Here is a 20,950-nt window from a genome sequence, read left to right on the forward strand (position 1 = left end):
GTACCCATGTTTAATAAATTAAACAACCCTAATCGGGTGTTGAGTTTTTGATGACGCACACACGCGAATCCGGTATGCCTTCCGGTCAGGAGCGAGGAACCGATCCATGGATGTGGACGCTGTCGATTTCAACGTGGGCGCGCGCCTGAAGCAGGTTCGGGAAGCGCACGCCCTGTCCCAGCGCCAGTTGGCGCAACGGGCGGGCGTGACCAACGGCACCATCTCGCTGATCGAACAGAACCGGTGCAGCCCGTCCGTCTCCTCGTTGCGCAAGGTGCTCCAGGGCATTCCGATGACCCTGGCGGAGTTCTTCTCCTCCGACGACCTGCCGCCGCGCGAGCAGATCTTCTTCAAGGGAGGCGATCTGGTCGAGCTGACCGGGCTGGTGAAGAGCCGGGTCGGCTCCATCTCCTTCCGGCAGGTGGGCGACCTGCGCGGCCGTAACCTCCAGGTCCTTCACGAGAAATACGCCCCCGGCGCCGACACCGGCGGCCGCACCATGCTCCAGCACGAATCGGAGGAGGGCGGCATCGTCATCAAGGGCCGGATCGAGCTGACGGTCGGCGACCGCAAGGAAATCCTCGGCCCCGGCGACGCCTATCTGTTCGACAGCCGCATCCCGCACCGCTTCCGCAACCTCGGCGATGAGGAATGCGAAATCATCAGCGCCTGCACCCCGCCGTACCTGTGACATCACTCCACCGGATTTGAGGAAAGGCCGGACCGCCCATCGGGCCGCCCGGCTTTTTCATGTCAGCGCAGGTTGCCCTTGAGCCGCTCGTTGCGGCGGCGCAGTGCCTCCAGCGTGGCGAGCAGGATGACCGAGATGGTCGTCAGGATCACCGCCGCGGCCGTGATGGTCGGGCTGATGTTCTCGCGGATGCCGCTGAACATCTCGCGGGGCAGGGTGCGCTGCTCCGGACCCGCCATGAACAGCACCACCACCACCTCGTCGAAGCTGGTGGCGAAGGCGAACAGGGCGCCTGACGCCAGACCCGGCAGGATCAGCGGCAGGATCACCCGGCGGAAGGCGTAGATCGGCGAGGCGCCGAGCGAGGCCGCGGCCCGCGCCAGATTCATGTCGAAGCTCTGCAGCGTCGCGCTGACCGTGATGACCACGAAGGGCGTGGACAGCGCGGTGTGCGCCAGGATCAGCCCGGCGTAGCTGCCGGTCAGGCCCAGCGGCGCGAAGAAGAAGTACAGGCCGACCGCGGTGATGACGCCCGGAACGACGACCGGCGACAGCACGATGGCCAGCACCAGCGGCTTGAACTTGCTCTTCCACTGGGCGAGGCCGAGCGAGGCGAGCGTGCCCAGCACCATCGACAGGATGGTCGAGGCCACCCCGATGATGACGCTGTTCTTCAGCGACGACACCCAGCGCGGGGAGTTCAGGAAGTCCTCGTACCAGCGCAGGGAGAGGCCCGGCAGCGGGTAGGTCAGGTAGGAGCCGGAGCTGAAGGACAGCGGCATGATCGCCAGGATCGGGGCCATCAGGAAGACCAGCACCAGCGAGGCGACGACCACGGTGGTGATCCAGGCGACGCGCTGGCTGGCGGTGCGGGGGGCGTGGTTGTCGCTCAATTCTTCATCCCTCCCGTGACCTGCTGGCCGTGGACCAGCTTTCCATAGACGACGGCGAGCAGCAGCGTGGCGAGCAGAAGCACCGCGCCCAGCGCCGAGGCCAGACCCCAGTTGACGGTTTCCGTCGTGTAGAAGGCGATGAAGTAGCTGATCATCTGGTCGGCGGCACCGCCCACCAGGGCCGGCGTGATGTAGTAGCCGATGGCCAGGATGAAGACGAGCAGGCTGCCCGCCCCGATGCCGGGCACGGTTTGCGGCAGGTAGATGCGCAGGAAGGCGGTGACCGGCGAGGCGCCGAGCGACGCCGCCGCCCGCATGTAGGCCGGGGAGATCGAGCGCATGCTGCTGTAGAGCGGCAGGATCATGAAGGGCAGCAGCACGTGCGTCATCGCCACATAGACGCCGAAGCGGTTGTAGATCAGCCGCAGCGGCTCGTCGATCAGGCCGATCCAGCGCAGGCTGTCGTTGACGATGCCCTCGCTCTGCAGCACGACGATCCAGGCGCAGGTGCGCACCAGAAGCGAGGTCCAGAAGGGCAGCAGCACGAAGATCATCAGCACGTTCGACTGGCCCGTGGGCAGCGTCGCCAGCATGTAGGCGACCGGGAAGCCCAGGATCAGGCAAAGGACCGTCACGCCCAGGCTGATGGTGAAGGTGCGCCCGAAGACGTCGCGGTAGATCGCCTGCTCCTCGGGGGCGGCGACGATGGCGCCGTCCACGTTGCGCGTCAGGTCCAGCGCGCCCAGCAGGTAGAAGCTGGTGAGCGGCCCGCTGGCGCCCTTGATCGCCGCCCAGGTGGCGCGTTCGCCCCAGGCCGGGTTGATGCCGATCAGCGTGTCCTTGGCGGTGCCGGGTTCCGGCAGGGCCTTCAGGTTGCGCGCCGTGCCCGACATGATGGTGCGGAAGCCGTTCAGCGCGTAGTTCAGCCGCTTGGACGCGATGGCGACGGTGCCGGCGTCGCGCGCCGTGCGGATGTCGCCGGCCAGCGCGGCGAAGGCCGGCTCGCCCGGAACGTCCTTGCCGTCCCAGTCTGCCAGGGCCGCGACGGTGTGGGGCATGACCTGACGCACCTCCCAGTCGTCGACCGACCGCCAGAGCATGCCGGCGATGGGACCGAGGAAGGTGAAGAGCAGGAAGAGGAGGAGCGGCAGGATCAGCGCCAGGGCCTTGAGCCGGCGCGTCCGCTCCGCCCGCTTCAGGCGGCGCTTGAGAGGCACCTCGGGCGACGCATCGGCGCCGGCGACGAACGCGGCTGTCATGGGCGGCCTATTTCGAAAATGCGGTAGAGACGTGTGTGGTGGTCGAGGTGGGCCCCCACTCCGGCCCTCCCCCGCTGACGCAGGGGAGGGAGATTGTCCCCTCCCCTGCGAAGCGGGGGAGGGTTAGGGAGGGGGCCCGTCGCAACCACTCAGAGACGGAAGCGGCTTACTTCGCCGCCCACTTGTTGAAGCGTTCGGTCAGGCGGTCGATGTTCTCCAGCCAGAAGGGAACGCTGATCTCGACCGCGTTCTTCATGTTCTCCGGAGCGGTCGGCAGGTCCGTCAGAACCGCCGGGGCCAGCTTGGACGGGGCGTCCTTGTTGGAGGTGCCGTAGGCAATGTTCTCGGACAGCTTGGCCTGGTTCTCCGCCTTGCCGACGAAGTCGAGGAACTTGTAGGCAGCGTCCTTGTTCGGGCTGCCCTTCAGGATCACCCAGCTGTCGATGGTGTAGAGCGCGCCGTTCCACACCATGCCGAAGTTCTTCTTCTCGGCCTTGTTGGCGGCGTCGATGCGGCCGTTGTAGACCGAGGTCATCGCCACCTCGCCCGAGGCCAGCAGCTGCGGCGGCTGGGCGCCGGCCTTCCACCAGACGATGTCGTTCTTGATGGTGTCCAGCTTCTTGAAGGCGCGCTCCAGGCCCTCTTCGGTGCCCAGGACCTTGTAGACGTCCTTCGGCGCGACGCCGTCGGCCATCAGGGCGATCTCAAGGGTGGTCTTGGCGCCCTGGCGCAGGCCGCGCTTGCCCGGATACTTGGTGGTGTCGAAGAAGTCGGCCCAGCTCTTCGGCGCGTCCTTCAGCTTGTCCTTGTCGTAGCCGAGCACGAAGTCGTACACGATCGCGCCGACGCCGCAGGCATCGACGGTCTGCGGCAGGTAGGCCTGCTCGCCGCCGATCTTGCTGAACTCCATCGTCTCGAACAGGCCCTCTTCGCAACCGACGGCCAGTTCCTCGCTCTCCACCTGGACGACATCCCAGGTCGCCGCACCGCCCTGGACCTTGGCGCGCAGCACGCCGATGCCGCCGTCCCAGGACTCGTCGTTCATCGGGGTGCCGGCCTTCTTGAACGGCTCGAAATAGACCTTCTTCTGGGCTTCCTGATAGGCGCCGCCCCAGGACACGACCGTCAGGTCGCGGGCCTGCGCGGCGGTGGCCAGCGCCACACCGGCGGTGAACGTCGCAAGGAACCCAACTGCCACCTTAAGCTTCGACATCGTCCCCGTTCCTTCATTATGTGTGGTTGCGTCAGGAGGTTTTGCGCGCCCCCGGTCCCCCCTCCCGGAGAGACCGGACGGACGGGTGCGGCCGATCACACGGGATCGAGCGCCCGGCAGTCCTCGGGGCGGAAGCCGATGGACACGCTCTGGCCGTGGCTGAGTCCCGCGTGGGCGCCCGGCGGCAGCTTGACCATGAATTCCCCGTTGCCGGCGACCTTCAGCACGGCCAGCGCGTGGTCGCCGAGATAGATGGTGTCCTGGACATGGGCGGGCAGGGCGTTCATGCCGTCCGGGGCCTGCCCGTCGGTCAGGATGCTGATGCGCTCCGGCCGGACCGACAGCGCGGTGGCGGCCCCGGCGCCGGCGACGTTGACCGCCTGGGCCACGACCGAACCGCCCGACGCCAGCGCCACCCGGCAGAAGCCCTGTTCGATATTCTCGACGGTGCCGCTCAGCACGTTGTTCTCGCCGATGAAGTTGGCGACGAAGCTGTTGACCGGGCGTTCGTACAGCGCGTCCGGCTTGTCGATCTGCTGCACGATGCCGTCGTTGAACACCGCGATGCGGTCCGACATGGTCAGCGCCTCGCTCTGGTCGTGCGTGACGTAGACGACGGTGATGCCCATCGTCTCGTGCAGCTGCTTGATTTCGAGCTGCATGTGCTCGCGCAGCCGCTTGTCCAGCGCGCCCAGCGGTTCGTCCATCAGGACGAGCTGCGGGTTGAAGACCAGCGCGCGGGCCAGCGCCACGCGCTGCTGCTGGCCGCCCGAAAGCTGGCCGGGATGGCGATGCGCCAAGTTCTCCAGCTTGATCATGCGTAGCGCCGAGCGCACCCGCTCCTTCACCTCCGACCGCGGCATCTTGCGCACGGTCAGCGGGAAGGCGACGTTCTCCTCGATCGTCAGGTGGGGGAACAGCGCGTAGTTCTGGAAGACCATGCCGATGTCGCGCTTGTGCGGCGGCATGTTCTTGATCGGCCGGTCGGCGAGATAGATCTCGCCGTGGGTGGGGACCTCGAAGCCGGCCAGCATCATCAGCGTGGTCGTCTTGCCCGAGCCCGAAGGGCCGAGCAGGGTGACGAACTCGCCCTTCTTGATGTCGAGGTCGAGGTTCTTCACCACGAGGTGTTCGCCGTCATAGGTCTTCTGGACCCCGACGAAGCGCACCAGTGCCTGTGCGGTCGTGACCATGCCGCCGTCCATCATCCTCCCCCCGTCCGAGGTGTCCCGAGCGCGGTCCGGGGCCAGGGTTGCGTTCCCGACACAGGACCTATGCAATGGGCCAGACGGTATACCCGTTTAATAAATTCGACAAGCCCGTTGCTCGCGTCGCGATCAATTCAACGGTCTGACGAAAATTTGTGCATCTGCGAAGGCCGTGCACGCGGTTTGAACGGGAGTTTGCTCCTTCCTTGACCGCTTGAAAACCCAGACTTTGGGAGGTTTGGCGTCCGGACCGGCGATTTTCCCCGAGTCGCCGCTCAGGCACCGGGGATGGGTGGAACAAACGGAACGATCCGCTCCACGAGACCGGTGAATTTTTTCACCAGGGGCGAACTTTCGTTGCTCCGTTGGGCCAGTTGCAGGGTGGTGACGGCGTCCGGCGTGTCGAGCGGCCGGTACACCACCCCTTCCAGCGCCACCTGCCGAAGCTGGCCGGGCAGAATCGACACGCCCAGCCCGGCGGCGATCAGCCCGATGATGGTGAAGGCCTCGCGCGCGTCCTGGGTCACGTTGGGGCGGAATCCGGCGGCGGCGCACAGCGCAAAGACCTGCTCGTGCGTGCTGGTGCCGAAATCGGCGGGGTAGAAGACGAAGGGCTCGTCGCGCAGGGCGGCCAGCGGCACGACCTCCCGTCCGGCCAGCGGATGGTCGGCGCGCATCACCGCCAGCAGCGGCTCCCGCACCACGTCGTGGAAGCGGAAGGAGTCGGGATCGGGGATGAAGCGCGGCTCCCGGATGAAGCCGACGTCGAGCCGGCGGTCGGCCAGCGCGGTCAGCTGCTGCTTGGACGGCAGCTCGACCAGGGTCAAATGCACATCGGGATGGGCGCGGCGGTAGGCGTCGATGATCCGCGGCACCATCGGCAGGAAGGGGGCCGCCGCGGTGAAGCCGACGCGCAGCTCGCCGACCTCGCCCTTGGCGGCGCGGCGGGTCAGCACGGCGGCGCGCTCCGCCCGCGCCAGGATCTCGCGCGCCTCGCCCAGCAGGAGCTGGCCGGGTTCGGTCAGCTCGACCCGGCGCTTTGTGCGTTCGAACAGGCGGGCGCCCAGTTCGGCCTCCAGCGCCTGGATCGACTGGCTGAGCGGCGGCTGGCCGATGCCCAGCCGGGCGGCGGCGCGGCTGAAATGCAGCTCCTCGGCGACGGCGACGAAATGGCGGAGATGGCGCAGGTCCATACCAGTGTCTTATATGAGGATCATATTAAAGTCCCCTGATAAATGTATTTGAACCATGAAAGCGACCGCGCCATGTTGGGGCGCATCGGACCTAGGGAGACACTGATTATGGCCGCCAAGACCGGAGCCGCCTCCGCCAAGCTCGCTTCCTTCGCCTGGGAAGACCCGCTGCTCCTCAACGAGCAGCTGACCGAGGACGAGCGGATGATCCGCGATGCCGCGCGCAGCTATTGCCAGGACAAGCTGCTGCCGCGCGTGACCGAGGCCAACCGGCACGAGATCTTCCACCGCGAGATCATGAACGAGATGGGCGAGCTGGGCTTCCTCGGCTCTACCATCGACGGCTACGGCTGCGCCGGGGTCAACTACGTCTCCTACGGTCTGGTCGCCCGCGAGGTCGAGCGGGTGGACAGCGGCTACCGCTCCGCCATGTCGGTGCAGTCCTCGCTGGTCATGCACCCGATCTACGCCTACGGCAGCGACGCCCAGCGCGAGAAGTACCTGCCGAAGCTCGCCACCGGCGAGTGGATCGGCTGCTTCGGCCTGACCGAGCCGGACGCCGGCTCCGACCCCGCCGGCATGAAGACCCGCGCGAAGAAGGTCGCCGACGGCTACATCGTCAGCGGCGCGAAGATGTGGATCACCAACTCGCCGGTCGCCGACGTCTTCGTCGTCTGGGCGAAGAACGACGAGGGCAAGATCAACGGTTTCGTGCTCGAAAAGGGCATGAAGGGTCTGTCGGCGCCGAAGATCGAGGGCAAGTTCTCGCTGCGCGCCTCGGCCACCGGCGAGATCGTCATGGACGAGGTCTTCGTGCCGGAGGAGAACCGCCTGCCGAACATCGAGGGCATCGTCGGCCCGTTCGGCTGCCTGAACCGCGCCCGCTACGGCATCGCCTGGGGCGCCATGGGTGCGGCGGAGTTCTGCTTCCACGCCGCCCGCCAGTACCAGATCGACCGCAAGCAGTTCGGCCGTCCGCTGGCTGCGAACCAGATCCCGCAGCTCAAGCTCGCCAACATGCAGACGGAGATCGCGCTCGGCCTGCAGGCCGCGCTGCAGGTCGGCCGCCTGCTCGACGCGGGCAAGGCGGCGCCGGAGATGATCTCGCTCATCAAGCGCAACAACTGCGGCAAGGCTTTGGAGATTGCCCGTGTCGCCCGTGACATGCACGGCGGCAATGGCATCGCCGACGAGTTCCATGTCATCCGCCACGTGATGAACCTGGAGGCGGTGAACACCTACGAGGGCACGCACGACATCCACGCCCTGATCCTGGGCCGCGCCATCACCGGCATCCAGGCCTTCGCGTGAGGTGATTGTTGAAGCCCTCTCCCCTCTGGGGAGAGGGTGGCCCGAAGGGCCTCTCGCGCTGGCTGAAAGCCAGCGCTGGCGGCAGGCGGATGCCCTTGGCATCCGCTGAGAGCCGGTGAGGGGGATGTGCACGGCGGAAGGTCCGGCACAAGCAAACCCCCCTCACCCTGACCCTCTCCCCAGAGGGGAGAGGGGAAATGGTCGAATTTATAGGGATGTAGAGCATGCCCGGCCCGCTTTCCCATGTCCGTGTCCTGGAACTCTCCCGCGTGCTCGCCGGGCCGTGGGCGGCGCAGACGCTGGCCGATCTCGGCGCCGACGTCATCAAGGTCGAACGGCCCGGCGCCGGGGACGACACGCGCGCCTGGGGTCCCCCCTGGGCGGGCGAGGAGTCCGCTTATTTCCTCTCCACCAACCGCGGCAAGCGGTCGATCACCATCGACTTCGAACGCCCGGAAGGCCAGGAACTGGTCCGCAAGCTGGCTGCCCAGGCCGACGTCGTCATCGAGAATTTCAAGGTCGGCGGGCTGGTCAAGTACGGGCTGGACTATGAGAGCCTGAAGGCGATCAACCCGGGCCTCGTCTACTGCTCGATCACCGGCTTCGGGCAGGACGGCCCCTATGCCAAGCGGGCCGGCTACGACTTCATGATCCAGGGCATGGGCGGGCTGATGAGCATCACCGGCCAGCCGGACGCCGAGGCGGGCGGCGGGCCGGTCAAGGTCGGCGTCGCGGTCACCGACGTCTTCACCGGCCTCTACGCCACCATCGGCGTGCTCGGCGCGCTGGCCCACCGCGACCGGACGGGGGAGGGGCAGTGGGTGAACCTCGCCCTGCTCGACGTGCAGGTGGCGGTGCTGGCGAACCAGGCCATGAACTATCTGGTCGGCGGCAAGGCGCCGCAGCGGCTGGGCAACGCGCACCCGAACATCGTGCCCTATCAGGCCTTCGCCACGCTGGACGGCCACATCATCCTGGCGGTCGGCAATGACGGGCAGTTTGCCAAATTCTGCCAAGTCGCCGGGCGTCCGGAGCTGGCGCAGGACCCGCGCTACGCCACCAACCCGGCCCGCGTCGCCAACCGCAAGGAGCTGGTGCCGATCCTGGAGCTGCTGCTGGAGCAGCGGTCCAGCCGCGACTGGCTGTCGGCGCTGGAGGCGGTGGGCGTGCCCTGCGGGCCGATCAACGACGTGTCCCAGGTCTTCGCAGACCCCCACGTCCAGGCCCGCAACATCCACCAGGATCTGCCGCACCCGACCGCCGGGACGGTGCCGACGGTGGCGAGCCCGATCCGCTACTCCGTGACCCCCATCGAGCACACGGTCGCTCCGCCGACGCTCGGCCAGCACACCGACGCCGTGCTGGAGGAAGCGCTGGGCCTATGCGCGGCGGACATCGCGGCCCTGCGGGAGAAGGGCGTGGTCTGAACCGCGCGCACCCGTCATTTTGCCGCCCCTGTCCCATCCTTCAGGGCATCGTATCGACCGTCATAACCCTCTCCCCTCTGGGGAGAGGGTGGCCCGAAGGGCCGGTGAGGGGGGGCGCGAGGCGGTACGTTCGGCAAAAGCGCAACCCCCTCACCCTAACCCTCTCCCCGGAGGGGAGAGGGGATATACGATGCGAATGCCCAATCCCATCCCTTCCCCCGCCGTATGCGGGGGAAGGGATTTTTTGCGTGAACCGAGATGATCGCCTCCAGCACCCCGTCCTCCGCCGCCACCGACACCCGCCTGGGCATCCTGCTGATGCTGCTGGGCATGTCGCTGTTCACCGTCAACGACGCACTCGGCAAATGGCTGGTCGCCGACTATCCGGTGGCGATGCTGCTGGCCATCCGCAGCCTGTTCGGCGCGATGCTGCTGGCCCCGCTGATCCTGCGCGAGGGGGTGCGGTCGGTCTTCGCGGTGAAGCGGCTGCCGTTGCATCTTCTGCGCGTCGGCTGCGTGGCCGGGGAGGTCGCCTGCTTCTACTGGGCGGTGCGGTCGCTGCCGCTCGCCAACGTCATGACCATCTACATGGCCGCCCCACTGATCGTCACCGCCCTGTCGGTGCCGCTGCTCGGCGAGAAGGTCGGCTGGCGCCGCTGGGCCGCGGTGGTGGTCGGCTTCGCCGGTGTGGTGATCGTGCTGAATCCGACCGGCCAGTTCGACGCGGTGCCGTCGCTGGTCGCCCTATTCGGCACGCTGGTCTTCTCCACCGGCCTGATCTCCACCCGGCTGCTGCGCGATTCGAGCAACCTGTCGCTGGTCAGCTTCCAGACCTTCGGCACCGGCCTGCTCGGCAGTGCGGCGCTGCCGCTGGTCTGGGTGCCGCCGCCGGGGCTGGACTTCCTGCTGCTGGGGGCGCTGGGCGTCACGGCGCTGGCCGGGCACGCGGCGATGAACCGCTCGCTCCAGCTCAGCCCGGCGGCGGTGGTGGTGCCGTTCCAGTATGTCTCGATCATCTGGGCGGTGGTGCTGGACCTGCTGGTCTGGGGCACGGCGCCGACCCTGCGCATCATCGTCGGCGCGCTGCTCATCATCGGCAGCGGCCTGTTCGTCTTCCACCGCGAGCAGGCGCTGAACCGCGGTGCGGCGGCGGAGGCCAACGCCAGCGGCGGCCCCGGCGCTTAAGAAAAGGCGCCTAAAGCGGGAAAAAGCGCGGCTCCAGCCGGACGGCGACGGCCTCCACCGGAGTCCAGCCGAGGCGCGCGATCACCGCGTTCGACTCCACGGCGCGGCGGCCCGGTCCCAGCGACCATGTGACGTGGTAGGTCCCGCCGCCTGGGCGGTCGGTCGTCCCGGCGATGGCGACAACCAGCGCCTGAACGCCCTCGCCGTCGTCGGCCAGCCCCAGGACCGTTCCCTCACGTTCCGTGGGCAGCGGATGACGTGCCCCGACGCCGTGGGCCAGCGTGACATGATGGGCGACGGTGCGGGCGTAGCGCGCCGGGAACCGCGCCAGCAGGCGGGCGCGTTCGGCCTCCGGCAGCGCCCAGCCGACATAGCCTCCGCGACGCGTCATGCGATCTCCCCGGTACCCTCAGCGGCGGCCACCCCTCAGGATGTCGTCCATGATCTGGTTGGCCTCCGCCGGTCCGGCAATCAGCTCGATCATGCGGATGGCGGTGTAGCCGGTCCGCACGTCGCCGACGCCATCGGCCAGCGATTGCCGCGCCGTGCCGGTCAGCGAGGCGGTGGCCTGCTGGGTCACGCTCTTCAACGCGCCGCGCAGGCCCAGCGTGTCGGCGATGGTCGAGCATTTGCGCAGGGCGCGCGCCTGGTTCTCCGCCTGCACCATCCGGGCGGTGTCCGTTCCAGGAGTCATGGTCTCCACCGCGGACAGGATCTCGGTCTCCGCCCCGTCGAGCACCTGGGTGCGCACCAGCTCGTGCACGGAGTTCCGGATGATCTTCAGTCGCTGGTCGAAGTCCTTGTTGCGGCTGTGCTCCATGGCGTTGCGCGTGGCCTCCAGGCTGGCCACCAGATTGACCGCGAGGGTGGCGGCGGCCATGCGGTCCACCGTGCCGCCCGAGGCCGAGGCGACGCCGTGCGACCGCTCCTCGATCTGGGCCACCACCGTGCCGCTGAGATCCAGGAACAGGGCGGCCCGGTCGCTGGATTTCTGGCCCAGGTCCATGTCCCACAGGTTGCCCAGCAGAATCGACGGGTCGGACAGGCGGGCCGCCGCCAGCAGGATGAACAGCTTCAGCGCCTCCGGCCGCCCACGCGCGACCTGCCGCCCGATGGCCTGGATGCCGTCCAGATGGTCCTTGTGCAGCTTCTGGACCGGTTTGGGCGACAGGACGGCCTTCAACTCGGCCGCCGGCTGGGCGATGGTCAGGATGCGGGCGATGTCCTCGACGGTGCGGAGGCGGTCTGGGTTCAGCCGCAGCCCCAGCTCGTCCGCGAAGCGCCCCGTTTCCGTCTGCTCCAGAATGCCGGCCACGGCGGCGGAGGCCATGGACCAGAAGGCGCTGGCCGGCTCCGCTCGCGATGCGGCGTCGCCCAGTGCTCTGGCGACGCCGCGCAGCCGCTCCTTGCCGATCTGCCCCTCCACCAGCGGCCACAAGGCGTTGACCACCTTGCGGTCCAGCTTGTTCAGGGGGGCGGGCTGGTTGCCGCCGGGAAGCTGGAACAGATCCTCGAACGGCTCGCAGAACAGCCGCTTGAAGGTCGGGCGCCGCCTGGGCCGCACCTCCGCCAGACGCGGGCGGATCAGTGAGAAGGTGTGCTGCACCTCGGGATGGTCGCCGATCTGCTGCAGCAGGTCGACCACCTGCCGGAACCGGGCCTCGTCGATGTCCAGCAGCTTGGTGCCGAGGCTGAGGAGGGCCTTGGGGTCCGTGGTCATGGTCAGGCCGCCTTCCCCTTGATCGCCTCAATCCGCATCACGAGGTCCATGTCGAGCTGGCCGCTGCGCCAGTCCACATAAGCGCGCACCGTGCGGCGGTTCGCGGCCAGCAGCCCGTCGGCCAGCAGCGCGTGATCGGACTTCTCCTCGTCCTTGGGCAGCAGCGGCAGGACGCGGAACAGCTCATGCACGGTCATGTCCTGCTCGTGCTTGCTCCGGGTCTGGGCTTCCGCCCAGCTCGTGACGATGAAGTCCCAGCCGTCGAGCAGCCAGGACAGCCGGGTGGTCGCCTTCCGCACCAGCGTGCGCTTGGTGTCCCACTGGCGCAGCAGCAGTTCGAAGGCCGCCAACGATTGGTCGAGCTGGTTCACCACGTTGCGGACTTGGTTGAGCGTGTGCTCCGCCACCTCCGCGCAGAAGGCGCCGATGGGAGCGGCCTCCGACACGTTGCCGTTCGCCCAGTCGGTCATGCTGTCGCGGAACTGCAGCAGGTCGCGCGCCAGACGGCGCAACCGCGCCGGCTTCGGCGAGGTGGCGATGCTCACCGGCTCCATGAAGGTCGCCAGCTCGGCCACCCGCGCGTACAGCTCGGTCGGTTCCAGGGCGAGGCTCTGCGCCGCCTTGGTCATGTAGCTGCGGGTCAGCTGCTCGCCCTTCTCGGAGCCGAGGCCGGCGCGCAGGATGTCCGTGGATTCCAGCCCGACCGCCTTCAGCACCTCGACGATCAACTGGTAGTTGATGAGCAGCCGCTGCTCGTCCTCGTCGCGGAGCGCGGCCTCCGCCGCTTCCACGGCCAGCGGACCGGCAAGGCCGCAGCGTGCCGCCTGGAGCACCGCCTTGCGGATGTCGTCCGGCGAGCAGCCGTCCGCCTCGCGGATCAGGTCCTGCAACATGCGGTCGTGGACGGTCATCGGGAAGGCGACCGGCAGACCCTTCCACGGCACCACATAGACCCCGTGCCCGTCCGACAGGTTGGGGATCAGGACCTCCAGCTTGTCCCGGTCGTCCTTGCGCACCCGCGTCTGCGCCAGTACCGGCGTGGTGAAGGCCACGGCGGCGCCGCGCTCCTCGAAGGTAGAGGGAGCAAAATTCGTAAGTGAACGCATGGTTCTCGGGTCGGGAGGGAAGTGGAAAACGGAATGCTACCATCCGTAGCATGATTCGTTCAATTTTTCGTTAAGTCCGTGCAAGGCCGTCCTTTTCTCTGCCCTTTGGAGGTAAGGCGTCACACCGCCGGGCATTTGCCCGTTATTCAGCCACAGGGTGCGGTATGGGCAGACAAGGGGGCGCGGCGGATGGCCGTGGTGAAATGGATCGGCTACGGCCTTTTGGGGCTGGTGGTGACCGTGACGGCGGGCGTCGGCATCGCTCTGGCCGTTTTCGACTGGAACGACGCCCGCGGCTTCATCGCCCGGCAGGCGTCCAAGGCGCTGAACCGCGAGGTCGCCATCGACGGCGATCTCAACGTCCGTTTGGGGGACCCGCTGCGCATCCGCGTCGAAGGGCTGCGGGTCGCCAACGCGGAGTGGAGCGACGACAAGACGATGGCGGAACTGCGGGTGCTGGACCTTCAGCTTCGCCCCTGGCCGCTGTTGCGCGGCGACTTCGAGTTTCCGGAGATCCGCCTCACCGGTCCCAAGCTGCTTCTGGAGAAGAACCGGGAGGGCGCCGCCAACTGGAATTTCGGCGGGCCGGACCCGCGCAAGGAGGCGGCGAAGGAGACGGTCAAGCCGGAAGACCGGACCGATCTGCCGATCATCGAGACGCTGGTGGTCGAGGAGGGGCGCCTGCGCTTCCGCGATCCGACCCGCAAGATCGACATCGACAGCGGCGTCAACACCGCGGTCGGTGGCAACGGCGACCAGGAGGTCCGGCTGGAGGGCAAGGGCGACTTCGCCGGCAAGCCCTTCACCCTGACGGCGGCCGGCGGTTCGCTGGAGTATCTGCGCGACGATCCGAAGCCCTATCCCTTGCGGGTCGAGACCGCCATCGGCAAGACCCGCGGCAAGATCGAGGGCTCCATCGCCGAACCGGTGCTGCTTGAGGGCGTCGACCTGTCGGTGGAATTGCGCGGCGACGATCTGGCCGACGTCTTCCCGATCCTGGGCATTCCCGTGCCGACGACGCGGCCCTATGCCATCTCCGGCCATCTTGGGCGCGAGGGCGACGTCTGGCGCTTCGAGGGGATGAACGGCAAGGTCGGGGAAAGCGACCTGTCCGGTCAGGTGGCGGTGGATCTGGGCGGCGAACGCCCGCGGATCACCGGCGACCTGACCTCGCGCAAGCTGGCGGCGATCGATCTGGCGGGCTTCATCGGCGCCTCGCCGGAAGGCCGGGGCGACTACCCGACCAAGGGGCGGGAGCGGATCATCCCGGCCACCGAGGTTCCGCTGGAGAAGCTGCGCACCGCCGACATGGACGTGAAGTTCCGCGGCGAGCATGTGGAGGCGCCCTTCTCAACGCTGGACGCGCTCGACGCGCGGGCGAAGCTGGAGAACGGGCGGCTGGTGCTCGACCCGCTGTCGCTCGGCGTCGGCGGCGGGCGGGTGGCCGGGACGGCGGTGCTCGACGGCGGGCGCAAGACTCCGGCGCTGGACGTCAACCTGGACGTTCGGCAGATCAAGCTGGCCCGGCTGTTCCGCGAGACGGCCTTCGCGCAGGAGATGGGCGGCACGGCCAGCGGGCGCATTCAGCTCAAGGGGCAGGGCACCACGGTCGCCAACATCCTGGGGTCCTCCGACGGCAAGCTGGGCGTCGCGGTGGACGGCGGCCGGATCACCAGCTACGCGGTCAAGGGGCTGAAGACCAACATCCTGGAAACGCTGGGCGTTGTCCTGTCCGGCGACAAGCCCTTGCCTTTCAACTGCCTGGTCGCCGACGTGACGGTGAAGGACGGGCTGGTGGAAAGCCGCGCTCTGGTGCTCGACACGCCGGAAACGCTGGTGACGGCGGACGGCACGATCAACCTGCGCAGCGAGGCGATGGACATGACCGTGCTGGGGCGCGCCAAGAGCCCGCAGATCTTCGCCACCCATGTCCCGGTCCATGTCCGCGGCACGCTGGGCGCGCCGGACATCGGGGTGAACGCGACGGAGTCGGCGGCGCGCGGCGCCGCGGCGGTGGCGCTCGGCGTCCTGCTGACGCCGCTGGCCAGCGTCCTGCCTTTTCTTGACCCAGGCAGTAACGAGCAGCCACACTGCGGCGAACTCGTCCGGAACGCCCGGTCCCCGTCGAACTCCAGCACCGGTTCCAGCGGCACCGGCAAGGGGCGCGACGCGGCTCCCTCGGGCTCCCCGTCCGGCAAATCGCAGTAACGACGCACCAACAATTCCCCAAAAAAGGGCTGCATGACGCTCGACCAGGGACTCGCCTTCGGCATCATCGGCGCGGTGATCGCGCTGCTGATCTGGGACAAGCTGCGCTACGATCTCGTCGCCATGCTGGCGCTGCTGGCGGCGGTGGCCGTCGGGATCGTCAAGCCAAAGGACGCCTTCAGCGGCTTTTCCGACGACATCGTCATCATCGTCGGCTCGGCGCTGGTGGTCAGCGCGGCGGTCGGCCGCTCCGGCATCGTCGAGGAGGTGATGCGCCCCCTCAGCGCCCGCATGAAGACCGTGCCGGCGCAGATCATCGTGCTGACGGGGGCGGTGACGCTGCTGTCGGCGGTGGTCAAGAACATCGGGGCGCTCGCCATCTTCATGCCCATCGCCATGCAGGTGGCGCGGCGCAACGGGACGAAGGTGTCGTCTCTGCTGATGCCGATGGCCTTCGGCTCGCTTCTCGGCGGGCTGATGACGCTGGTCGGCACCTCCCCCAACATCATCGTCAGCCGCCTGCGCAACGAGATGGTCGGCGAACCCTTCGGCATGTTCGATTTCACGCCGGTCGGGCTGACCGTCGCGGTGGCGGGGGTGGCCTTCCTGACGGTCGGCTACCGCCTTCTGCCCACCGGCCGGCAGGCGGCCTCGGGCAACGCCGGGGGCTTCTCCATCGACGACTACACGGCGGAGGCGCTGCTGCCGGAGAAGTCGCCCTTCGTCGGCAAGACGGTCGCCGACCTGGAGGCCTACGGCGAGGGCGACGTGACGGTCGCGGCGATCATCCGCGGGCGGCACCGCCGCCACATCCCGTCCGGCCACTGGGTGCTGCTCGCGGGCGACGTGCTGGTGCTGGAGGCCGACACCCAGGCGCTGGGCGACCTCGTGAAGCACGCCGGCCTGGAGCTGATGCACGAGAAGGAGCTGGAGGGGGTGGAGAGCGACGAGGATCTGGCCGTCCTCGAAGCGGTGGTGGAGCCGCGCTCCCCCTTGATCGGCAGCAACGTGGAGGATGTCGAGCTGCGGGAGCGCTACGGCGCCAACCTGCTGGCGCTCAGCCGGCGCGGCCGGCCGATCCGCCAGAGGCTGCGCCGCGTCCGCTTCCAGCCGGGCGATCTGGTCGTGCTTCAGGCGCGGGCGGCGGGGTTGTCGGACACGCTGAACGAACTCGGCTGTCTGCCGCTGGCGGAGCGCAATCTGTCCATCGGGCGGCGGCGCAAGCGGCGGATCGCGCTGGCCGTGATGGCGGTGACCATCGGGCTGGTGGCGACCAGCCTCGTCCCGGTGACGCTGGCCTTCTTCGGCGCGGCGGTCGCCATGACGGCGCTGCGCGTGGTGACGCTGAAGGAGGCCTACGAATCGATCGAATGGCCGATCCTGGTGCTGCTGGGCGCCCTGATCCCGGTCAGCGAGGCGTTGCGCACCACCGGCGGGACGGAGCTGATCGCCGGCTGGCTGTCCATCGCCGCGCAGGGGCTGCCGCCCATCGGCGCGTTGGCGATGATGCTGGTGGCGGCGATGGCGGTGACGCCCTTCCTGAACAACGCGGCCACCGTGCTGGTGATGGCCCCCATCGCGGCCAGCCTCGCCAACCATCTGGGCTTGCGGCCCGACGCCTTCCTGATGGCGGTGGCCGTGGGGGCGGGCTGCGATTTCCTCACCCCCATCGGGCACCAGTGCAACACGCTGGTCATGGGGCCGGGCGGCTACCGCTTCAGCGACTACGCGCGCCTTGGCCTGCCGTTGTCGCTGATCGTCATCGTGCTGGGCACGACGGCGATCGCGCTGTTCTGGCCCTTGATGCCGCATTAAGACGCCTTCTCCCGTCCTGGGAGAGGGAAGGGAATGCTCCCTCAGTCCCAGGCGGGCGCCAGACCGTCCGGGCTGACGATCCGCCCGTCGGGGCGGGCGAGGCCATGAATGGCCGCCATGTCCGCCTCCGACAGCTCGAAGTCGAAGACGGCGAGGTTCTCGGCGGCGCGCTTTTCGCCGACCGTCTTCGACAGGGCGATCACCCCCTCCTGCTGCACCAGCCAGCGCAGGACCACCTGGGCGGGGCTCCTGCCCAGCCGGGCGGCGATGTCGGTCAGCACGGGGTCCTTGAAGACCTTGCCGTCGGCCATGGCGTAATAGGCGGTGATCGACTGGCCGTGGCGGCGCGCCGCTTCCAGCATCACCGACTGGTCGAGATAGGGATGGTACTCGATCTGGTTGGTCACGATGGGCGCCGTGCTGAGGCGCACGGACTCATCCAGCAGCGCTCGGTTGAAGTTGCTGACGCCGATGTGGCGGGTCTTGCCGGCGGCCTGGACGGCGTTCAGCGACTCGATCTGCTCGGCGAGCGGAACGGCCTCGTTCGGCCAGTGGAGCAGCAGCAGGTCCACGTAGTCGGTCCGCAGCTTCGCCAGGCTCTCGTCCACCGAGCGGCGGAAGTCGTCGGCCTTGTAGTTGCTCACCCAGACCTTGGTGGTCAGGAAGACCTCGCCGCGCGGCAGGCTCGCCGCCTTGATGGCCTCGCCGACCTCGCTCTCGTTGCCATAGATCTGGGCGGTGTCGATGTGGCGGAAGCCGAGCTTCAGGGCCTCCGGCACCATGCGCAGCACGTCGGGGCCGCTCATGCGGAAGGTGCCGAAGCCGAGGGCGGGGATGGAGGCGCCATTGGCGGTCACGTTGTGCATTGGTCTCGATCCTCTCGAACGTGGATTTTTTATCAATGTATCACGCAGGCTGGGCGACGGCCTCGCCGCGGCGCCCGTCCTTGCGGTCGAGCGCGCCGCTGAGCAGGGTCAGCGCCAGCCCACCCAGCACGAACAGCCCACCCACCCACGGTGTTGCCGCGAGGCCGAGCGCGCTGTCCACCACCCGCCCGCCGAAGAAGGCGCCGGCAGCAATGCCCAGGTTGAAGGCGGCGATGTTCAGGGCCGAGGCGACGTCCACCGCGCCCGGCGCGTGGCGCTGCGCCAACTGCACGACGTAGAGCTGAAGCCCCGGCACGTTGGCGAAGGCCAGCGCGCCCATGCCGGCCAGGGTGACCAGCGCCGGAACCGGGCTGGAGGCGGTGAAGGTGAAGACGATCAGCACGACCGCCTGAAGGGCGAACAGCCACGCCAGCGCGCGGACCGGGTTGCGGTTGGCGAGCTTGCCGCCCACCATGTTGCCGACCGCGATGGCCGCCCCGTAGAGCACCAGGACGAGGCTGACCGTGCCGCTGGAGAAGCCGGTGATCGTCTCCAGGATCGGCGCCAGATAGGTGAAGGCGACGAAGGTCCCGCCATAGCCCAACGCCGTGATGGCGAAGGCCAGCAGCAGGCGCGGCTTGGCCAGCACGCGGACCTGCGTGGCCAGCCCGGCGGCGGGCGGCTGGCTGAGCTTCGCCGGGACCAGAGCCGCGACGCCCAGCGCACCGATCACGCCCAGCGCGGAGACCGCCAGGAAGGTGGCGCGCCAGCCGAAATGCTGGCCGATCCAGGTGCCCATCGGCACGCCGGTGACGATGGCGATGGTCAGGCCGGAGAACATCATGGCGATGGCCGAGGCCCGCTTGTCCTCCGGTACGAGGTCGGCGGCGATGGTCGCGCCGACCGAGAAGAAGACGCCGTGGGCGAAGGCGCTGAGCACGCGGGCGGCCAGCAGAAGTCTCGTAGTTGGGGCTGACCCCGGCCAGCAGGTTGCCGGCGATGAAGAGGCCCATCAGCCCGAGCAGCAGCGGCTTGCGCCGCAGCCGGCCGGTCAGCGCGGTCAGGACCGGGGCGCCGATGGTGACGCCCAGCGCGTAGACGCTGACCACCATGCCGGCCATCGGCAGGCTGACATTCAGGTCGGTGGCGACGGTCGGCAGCAGGCCGACGACGACGAACTCGGTCGTTCCGATGGCGTAGGCGCTGATCGCCAGCGCCAGCAGTGCGAGTGGCATGACTGAAGGCTCCATCCATGCGAGCTGTGCAGGACGCATCAGATGAGCCAAAAATCCGGGATGCGGAATGCCGTCCGTTTTCGCATGATCGTGTCATTCAATGACAAGATTGACGGAAGGGCACCTTTGATGAGCGACAGCCGCGCCTGGGACATGAGGGTCTTCCTGCGCGTCGCGGCGCTGGGCAGCTTCAGCGCCGCCGGGCGGGAGGTTGGCATGACCCCGTCCTCCACCGCTAAGCTGGTGACCCGGCTGGAAGAGCGGCTCGGCGTGCGGCTGGTCGAACGCTCCACCCGCCGGCTGCGCCTGACCGCGGAGGGAGAGCTGTACCGCGAGCGGGCCGAGAGCCTGCTTGGCGACCTCGACGCCATGGAGGCGGAGGTGGCGGGCGGCGCACGCTCGCCCACCGGCCTGATCCGCATCAGCGTGTCGGTGCCCTTCGGGCGGCATTGCCTGCTGCCGCTGCTGCCCGACTTTACGCGGGCCTATCCCGGCATCCGGCTGGACCTGACCCTGACCGACGAGGTGGTGGACCTCTACGCGGCGCGGACCGACGTGGCCTTCCGCGCCGGGCGGCTGTCCGATTCGGCGCTGCTGGCGGTGCGGCTGGGCGACGTGCGGCGGCGCATCGTGGCCTCGCCGGACTATCTGGAGCGCATGGGCCGGCCGGAGAGCGCCGCCGATCTGGAGCGCCACGACTGCCTGGGCTTCAACTTCCGCCGCGCCGCCGCGGTCTGGCCGCTGAAGTCCGGCGGGCGGCTGGTCGACCGCGAGATCGACACGCGCATCGTCGCCAACAACGGCGAGACGGTGCGCCACTTGGCGCTGCTCGGCCTCGGGCTGGGGCGGCTGGCCGAATATCACATCCGCGCCGACCTCGCCGCCGGGCGGTTGGTCAGCGTCCTCGACGACGTTCTGGTCGACCGCGAGGAGATCCACGCCGTCTACACCGGGCGGGAACGGGTGCCGCACCGGGTCCGCGCCTTCCTCGATCACATGACGCCGCGGATGCGCGCATGCCTGCAATGACCGAGCGGCGGGGTGGGGCGTCTTGTCGAAAATAGATAGCAAAGCTATTAAATAGGCATGCAATCGAATGGCCCGTCCACTCCCGCCCCGGACTTTCCGTCCAACTTCGGCATCCACCTGTTCCGCGCCGCCCATCTGTGGCGGCGGGAAGCGAACAAGGTGCTGGCGGAGAGCGGCTTCTCCTCCTCCGTCATCTCGCCGCTGATGCTTCTCAACGAACTCGGCGACGGGATGCGCCAGCGCGAGCTGGCCGAGGAGATGGGGGTGGAGGGGCCGTCGTTGGTCCGGCTGCTCGACAGCCTGGAGGCCGCGAAGCTGGTCGAGCGCCGGGAGGCCCCGGACGACCGGCGGGCCAAGACGCTGCACCTGACGGACCAGGGCCGCAACCTGCTGGCCCGCGTGAACGCCGCGCTAAACGACGTGCGCCGCCGCCTGCTCCAGGGCGCCTCCGGCCCGGAGATCGCCGGCGCGGTGCGCGTCATGGCGGCGATTGAGTCGAACGCCCGAGCCATGAAGGGCTGACGGCGGTTCTACACAGCAGCGCGTCCCGCAGCGGCGGGACACGGAACGATCGCTCCCGGCCGCGCCGGT

The 20,950-nt window shown here is 68.4% G+C and carries 18 protein-coding genes and 1 pseudogene; 8 read left to right on the forward strand and 11 right to left on the reverse strand.

The annotated features are described in order from the left end of the window. Positions 1 to 106: 106 nt before the first annotated feature. Complete coding sequence (locus ACWPN7_RS02290; RefSeq protein ID WP_014198218.1) at positions 107 to 691, forward strand: cupin domain-containing protein; 585 nt, start codon at positions 107 to 109, stop codon at positions 689 to 691. 62 nt (positions 692 to 753) lie between these two features. Here the strand turns inward: ACWPN7_RS02290 and ACWPN7_RS02295 are convergent, their stop codons facing one another. The 5 genes from ACWPN7_RS02295 to ACWPN7_RS02315 form a co-directional block, all read right to left on the reverse strand. Continuing rightward, complete coding sequence (locus ACWPN7_RS02295) at positions 754 to 1,584, reverse strand: ABC transporter permease (protein WP_014198219.1); 831 nt, start codon at positions 1,582 to 1,584, stop codon at positions 754 to 756. Continuing rightward, a complete protein-coding gene (locus ACWPN7_RS02300; RefSeq protein ID WP_459197821.1) occupies positions 1,581 to 2,843 on the reverse strand; it encodes an ABC transporter permease in 1,263 nt (420 codons plus the stop codon). The genes ACWPN7_RS02295 and ACWPN7_RS02300 overlap by 4 nt, the downstream gene beginning before the upstream one ends. A 166-nt stretch (positions 2,844 to 3,009) precedes the next feature. After that, positions 3,010 to 4,056, reverse strand: a complete 1,047-nt coding sequence (locus tag ACWPN7_RS02305) for an ABC transporter substrate-binding protein (protein ID WP_145679243.1) — start codon at positions 4,054 to 4,056, stop codon at positions 3,010 to 3,012. A gap of 95 nt (positions 4,057 to 4,151) precedes the next feature. After that, a complete protein-coding gene (locus tag ACWPN7_RS02310; protein ID WP_247874765.1) occupies positions 4,152 to 5,249 on the reverse strand; it encodes an ABC transporter ATP-binding protein in 1,098 nt (365 codons plus the stop codon). A gap of 290 nt (positions 5,250 to 5,539) precedes the next feature. After that, a complete protein-coding gene (locus tag ACWPN7_RS02315) occupies positions 5,540 to 6,457 on the reverse strand; it encodes a LysR substrate-binding domain-containing protein (RefSeq protein ID WP_174450168.1) in 918 nt (305 codons plus the stop codon). Positions 6,458 to 6,565: 108 nt separating this feature from the next. On the opposite strand from ACWPN7_RS02315, the gene ACWPN7_RS02320 reads away from it, so the two are divergent. The 3 genes from ACWPN7_RS02320 to ACWPN7_RS02330 all read left to right on the forward strand — a co-directional run bounded on the left by ACWPN7_RS02320 (position 6,566) and on the right by ACWPN7_RS02330 (position 10,380). Next, positions 6,566 to 7,768: an acyl-CoA dehydrogenase gene (locus ACWPN7_RS02320; RefSeq protein WP_459197822.1), complete on the forward strand. Its 1,203-nt coding sequence runs from the start codon at positions 6,566 to 6,568 to the stop codon at positions 7,766 to 7,768. A gap of 224 nt (positions 7,769 to 7,992) precedes the next feature. After that, entirely contained in the window at positions 7,993 to 9,195 is a 1,203-nt protein-coding gene (locus ACWPN7_RS02325; protein ID WP_040134519.1) for a CaiB/BaiF CoA transferase family protein, read from the forward strand. A gap of 258 nt (positions 9,196 to 9,453) precedes the next feature. Then, positions 9,454 to 10,380, forward strand: coding sequence for a DMT family transporter (locus tag ACWPN7_RS02330; RefSeq protein ID WP_014198227.1), 927 nt, complete (start codon positions 9,454 to 9,456; stop codon positions 10,378 to 10,380). Between the two features lie 10 nt (positions 10,381 to 10,390). Here ACWPN7_RS02330 and ACWPN7_RS02335 read toward each other — a convergent pair whose 3' ends face one another. Genes ACWPN7_RS02335 through ACWPN7_RS02345 form a run of 3 tightly spaced genes read right to left on the reverse strand, consistent with a single transcriptional unit; the run spans position 10,391 to position 13,206 of the window. Beyond that, complete coding sequence (locus tag ACWPN7_RS02335; protein WP_040134518.1) at positions 10,391 to 10,771, reverse strand: hypothetical protein; 381 nt, start codon at positions 10,769 to 10,771, stop codon at positions 10,391 to 10,393. 18 nt (positions 10,772 to 10,789) lie between these two features. After that, positions 10,790 to 12,100: a hypothetical protein gene (locus tag ACWPN7_RS02340; RefSeq protein WP_349621227.1), complete on the reverse strand. Its 1,311-nt coding sequence runs from the start codon at positions 12,098 to 12,100 to the stop codon at positions 10,790 to 10,792. 2 nt (positions 12,101 to 12,102) lie between these two features. Next, positions 12,103 to 13,206, reverse strand: coding sequence for a hypothetical protein (locus ACWPN7_RS02345; RefSeq protein ID WP_200475058.1), 1,104 nt, complete (start codon positions 13,204 to 13,206; stop codon positions 12,103 to 12,105). A gap of 189 nt (positions 13,207 to 13,395) precedes the next feature. Between ACWPN7_RS02345 and ACWPN7_RS02350 the strand changes: the two genes are divergently transcribed. Both ACWPN7_RS02350 and ACWPN7_RS02355 read left to right on the forward strand, forming a co-directional pair. Beyond that, complete coding sequence (locus tag ACWPN7_RS02350; protein WP_040134515.1) at positions 13,396 to 15,414, forward strand: AsmA family protein; 2,019 nt, start codon at positions 13,396 to 13,398, stop codon at positions 15,412 to 15,414. A 33-nt stretch (positions 15,415 to 15,447) separates the two neighbouring features. Continuing rightward, positions 15,448 to 17,229: an SLC13 family permease gene (locus tag ACWPN7_RS02355; RefSeq protein WP_040134514.1), complete on the forward strand. Its 1,782-nt coding sequence runs from the start codon at positions 15,448 to 15,450 to the stop codon at positions 17,227 to 17,229. Positions 17,230 to 17,270: 41 nt separating this feature from the next. On the opposite strand, the gene ACWPN7_RS02360 is transcribed toward ACWPN7_RS02355, so the two are convergent. The 3 genes and pseudogenes from ACWPN7_RS02360 to ACWPN7_RS02370 all read right to left on the reverse strand — a co-directional run. Beyond that, positions 17,271 to 18,095: an aldo/keto reductase gene (locus ACWPN7_RS02360; RefSeq protein ID WP_040134513.1), complete on the reverse strand. Its 825-nt coding sequence runs from the start codon at positions 18,093 to 18,095 to the stop codon at positions 17,271 to 17,273. A 40-nt stretch (positions 18,096 to 18,135) separates the two neighbouring features. Further along, positions 18,136 to 19,035 carry an MFS transporter gene (locus tag ACWPN7_RS02365; protein WP_492273102.1) on the reverse strand — a complete coding sequence of 300 codons (900 nt, stop codon included), beginning with the start codon at positions 19,033 to 19,035 and terminating at the stop codon, positions 18,136 to 18,138. Between the two features lie 88 nt (positions 19,036 to 19,123). Next, positions 19,124 to 19,369 (reverse strand): annotated as a pseudogene (locus tag ACWPN7_RS02370) (MFS transporter); the annotation flags it as partial. Positions 19,370 to 19,459: 90 nt separating this feature from the next. Between ACWPN7_RS02370 and ACWPN7_RS02375 the strand changes: the two are divergent. Continuing rightward, positions 19,460 to 20,359, forward strand: a complete 900-nt coding sequence (locus tag ACWPN7_RS02375) for a LysR family transcriptional regulator (RefSeq protein ID WP_459197824.1) — start codon at positions 19,460 to 19,462, stop codon at positions 20,357 to 20,359. A 57-nt stretch (positions 20,360 to 20,416) separates the two neighbouring features. Beyond that, positions 20,417 to 20,881: a MarR family winged helix-turn-helix transcriptional regulator gene (locus ACWPN7_RS02380; protein ID WP_459197825.1), complete on the forward strand. Its 465-nt coding sequence runs from the start codon at positions 20,417 to 20,419 to the stop codon at positions 20,879 to 20,881. Positions 20,882 to 20,950: the final 69 nt, after the last annotated feature.

The sequence above is a fragment of the Azospirillum sp. UENF 312511 genome (assembly GCF_058780635.1).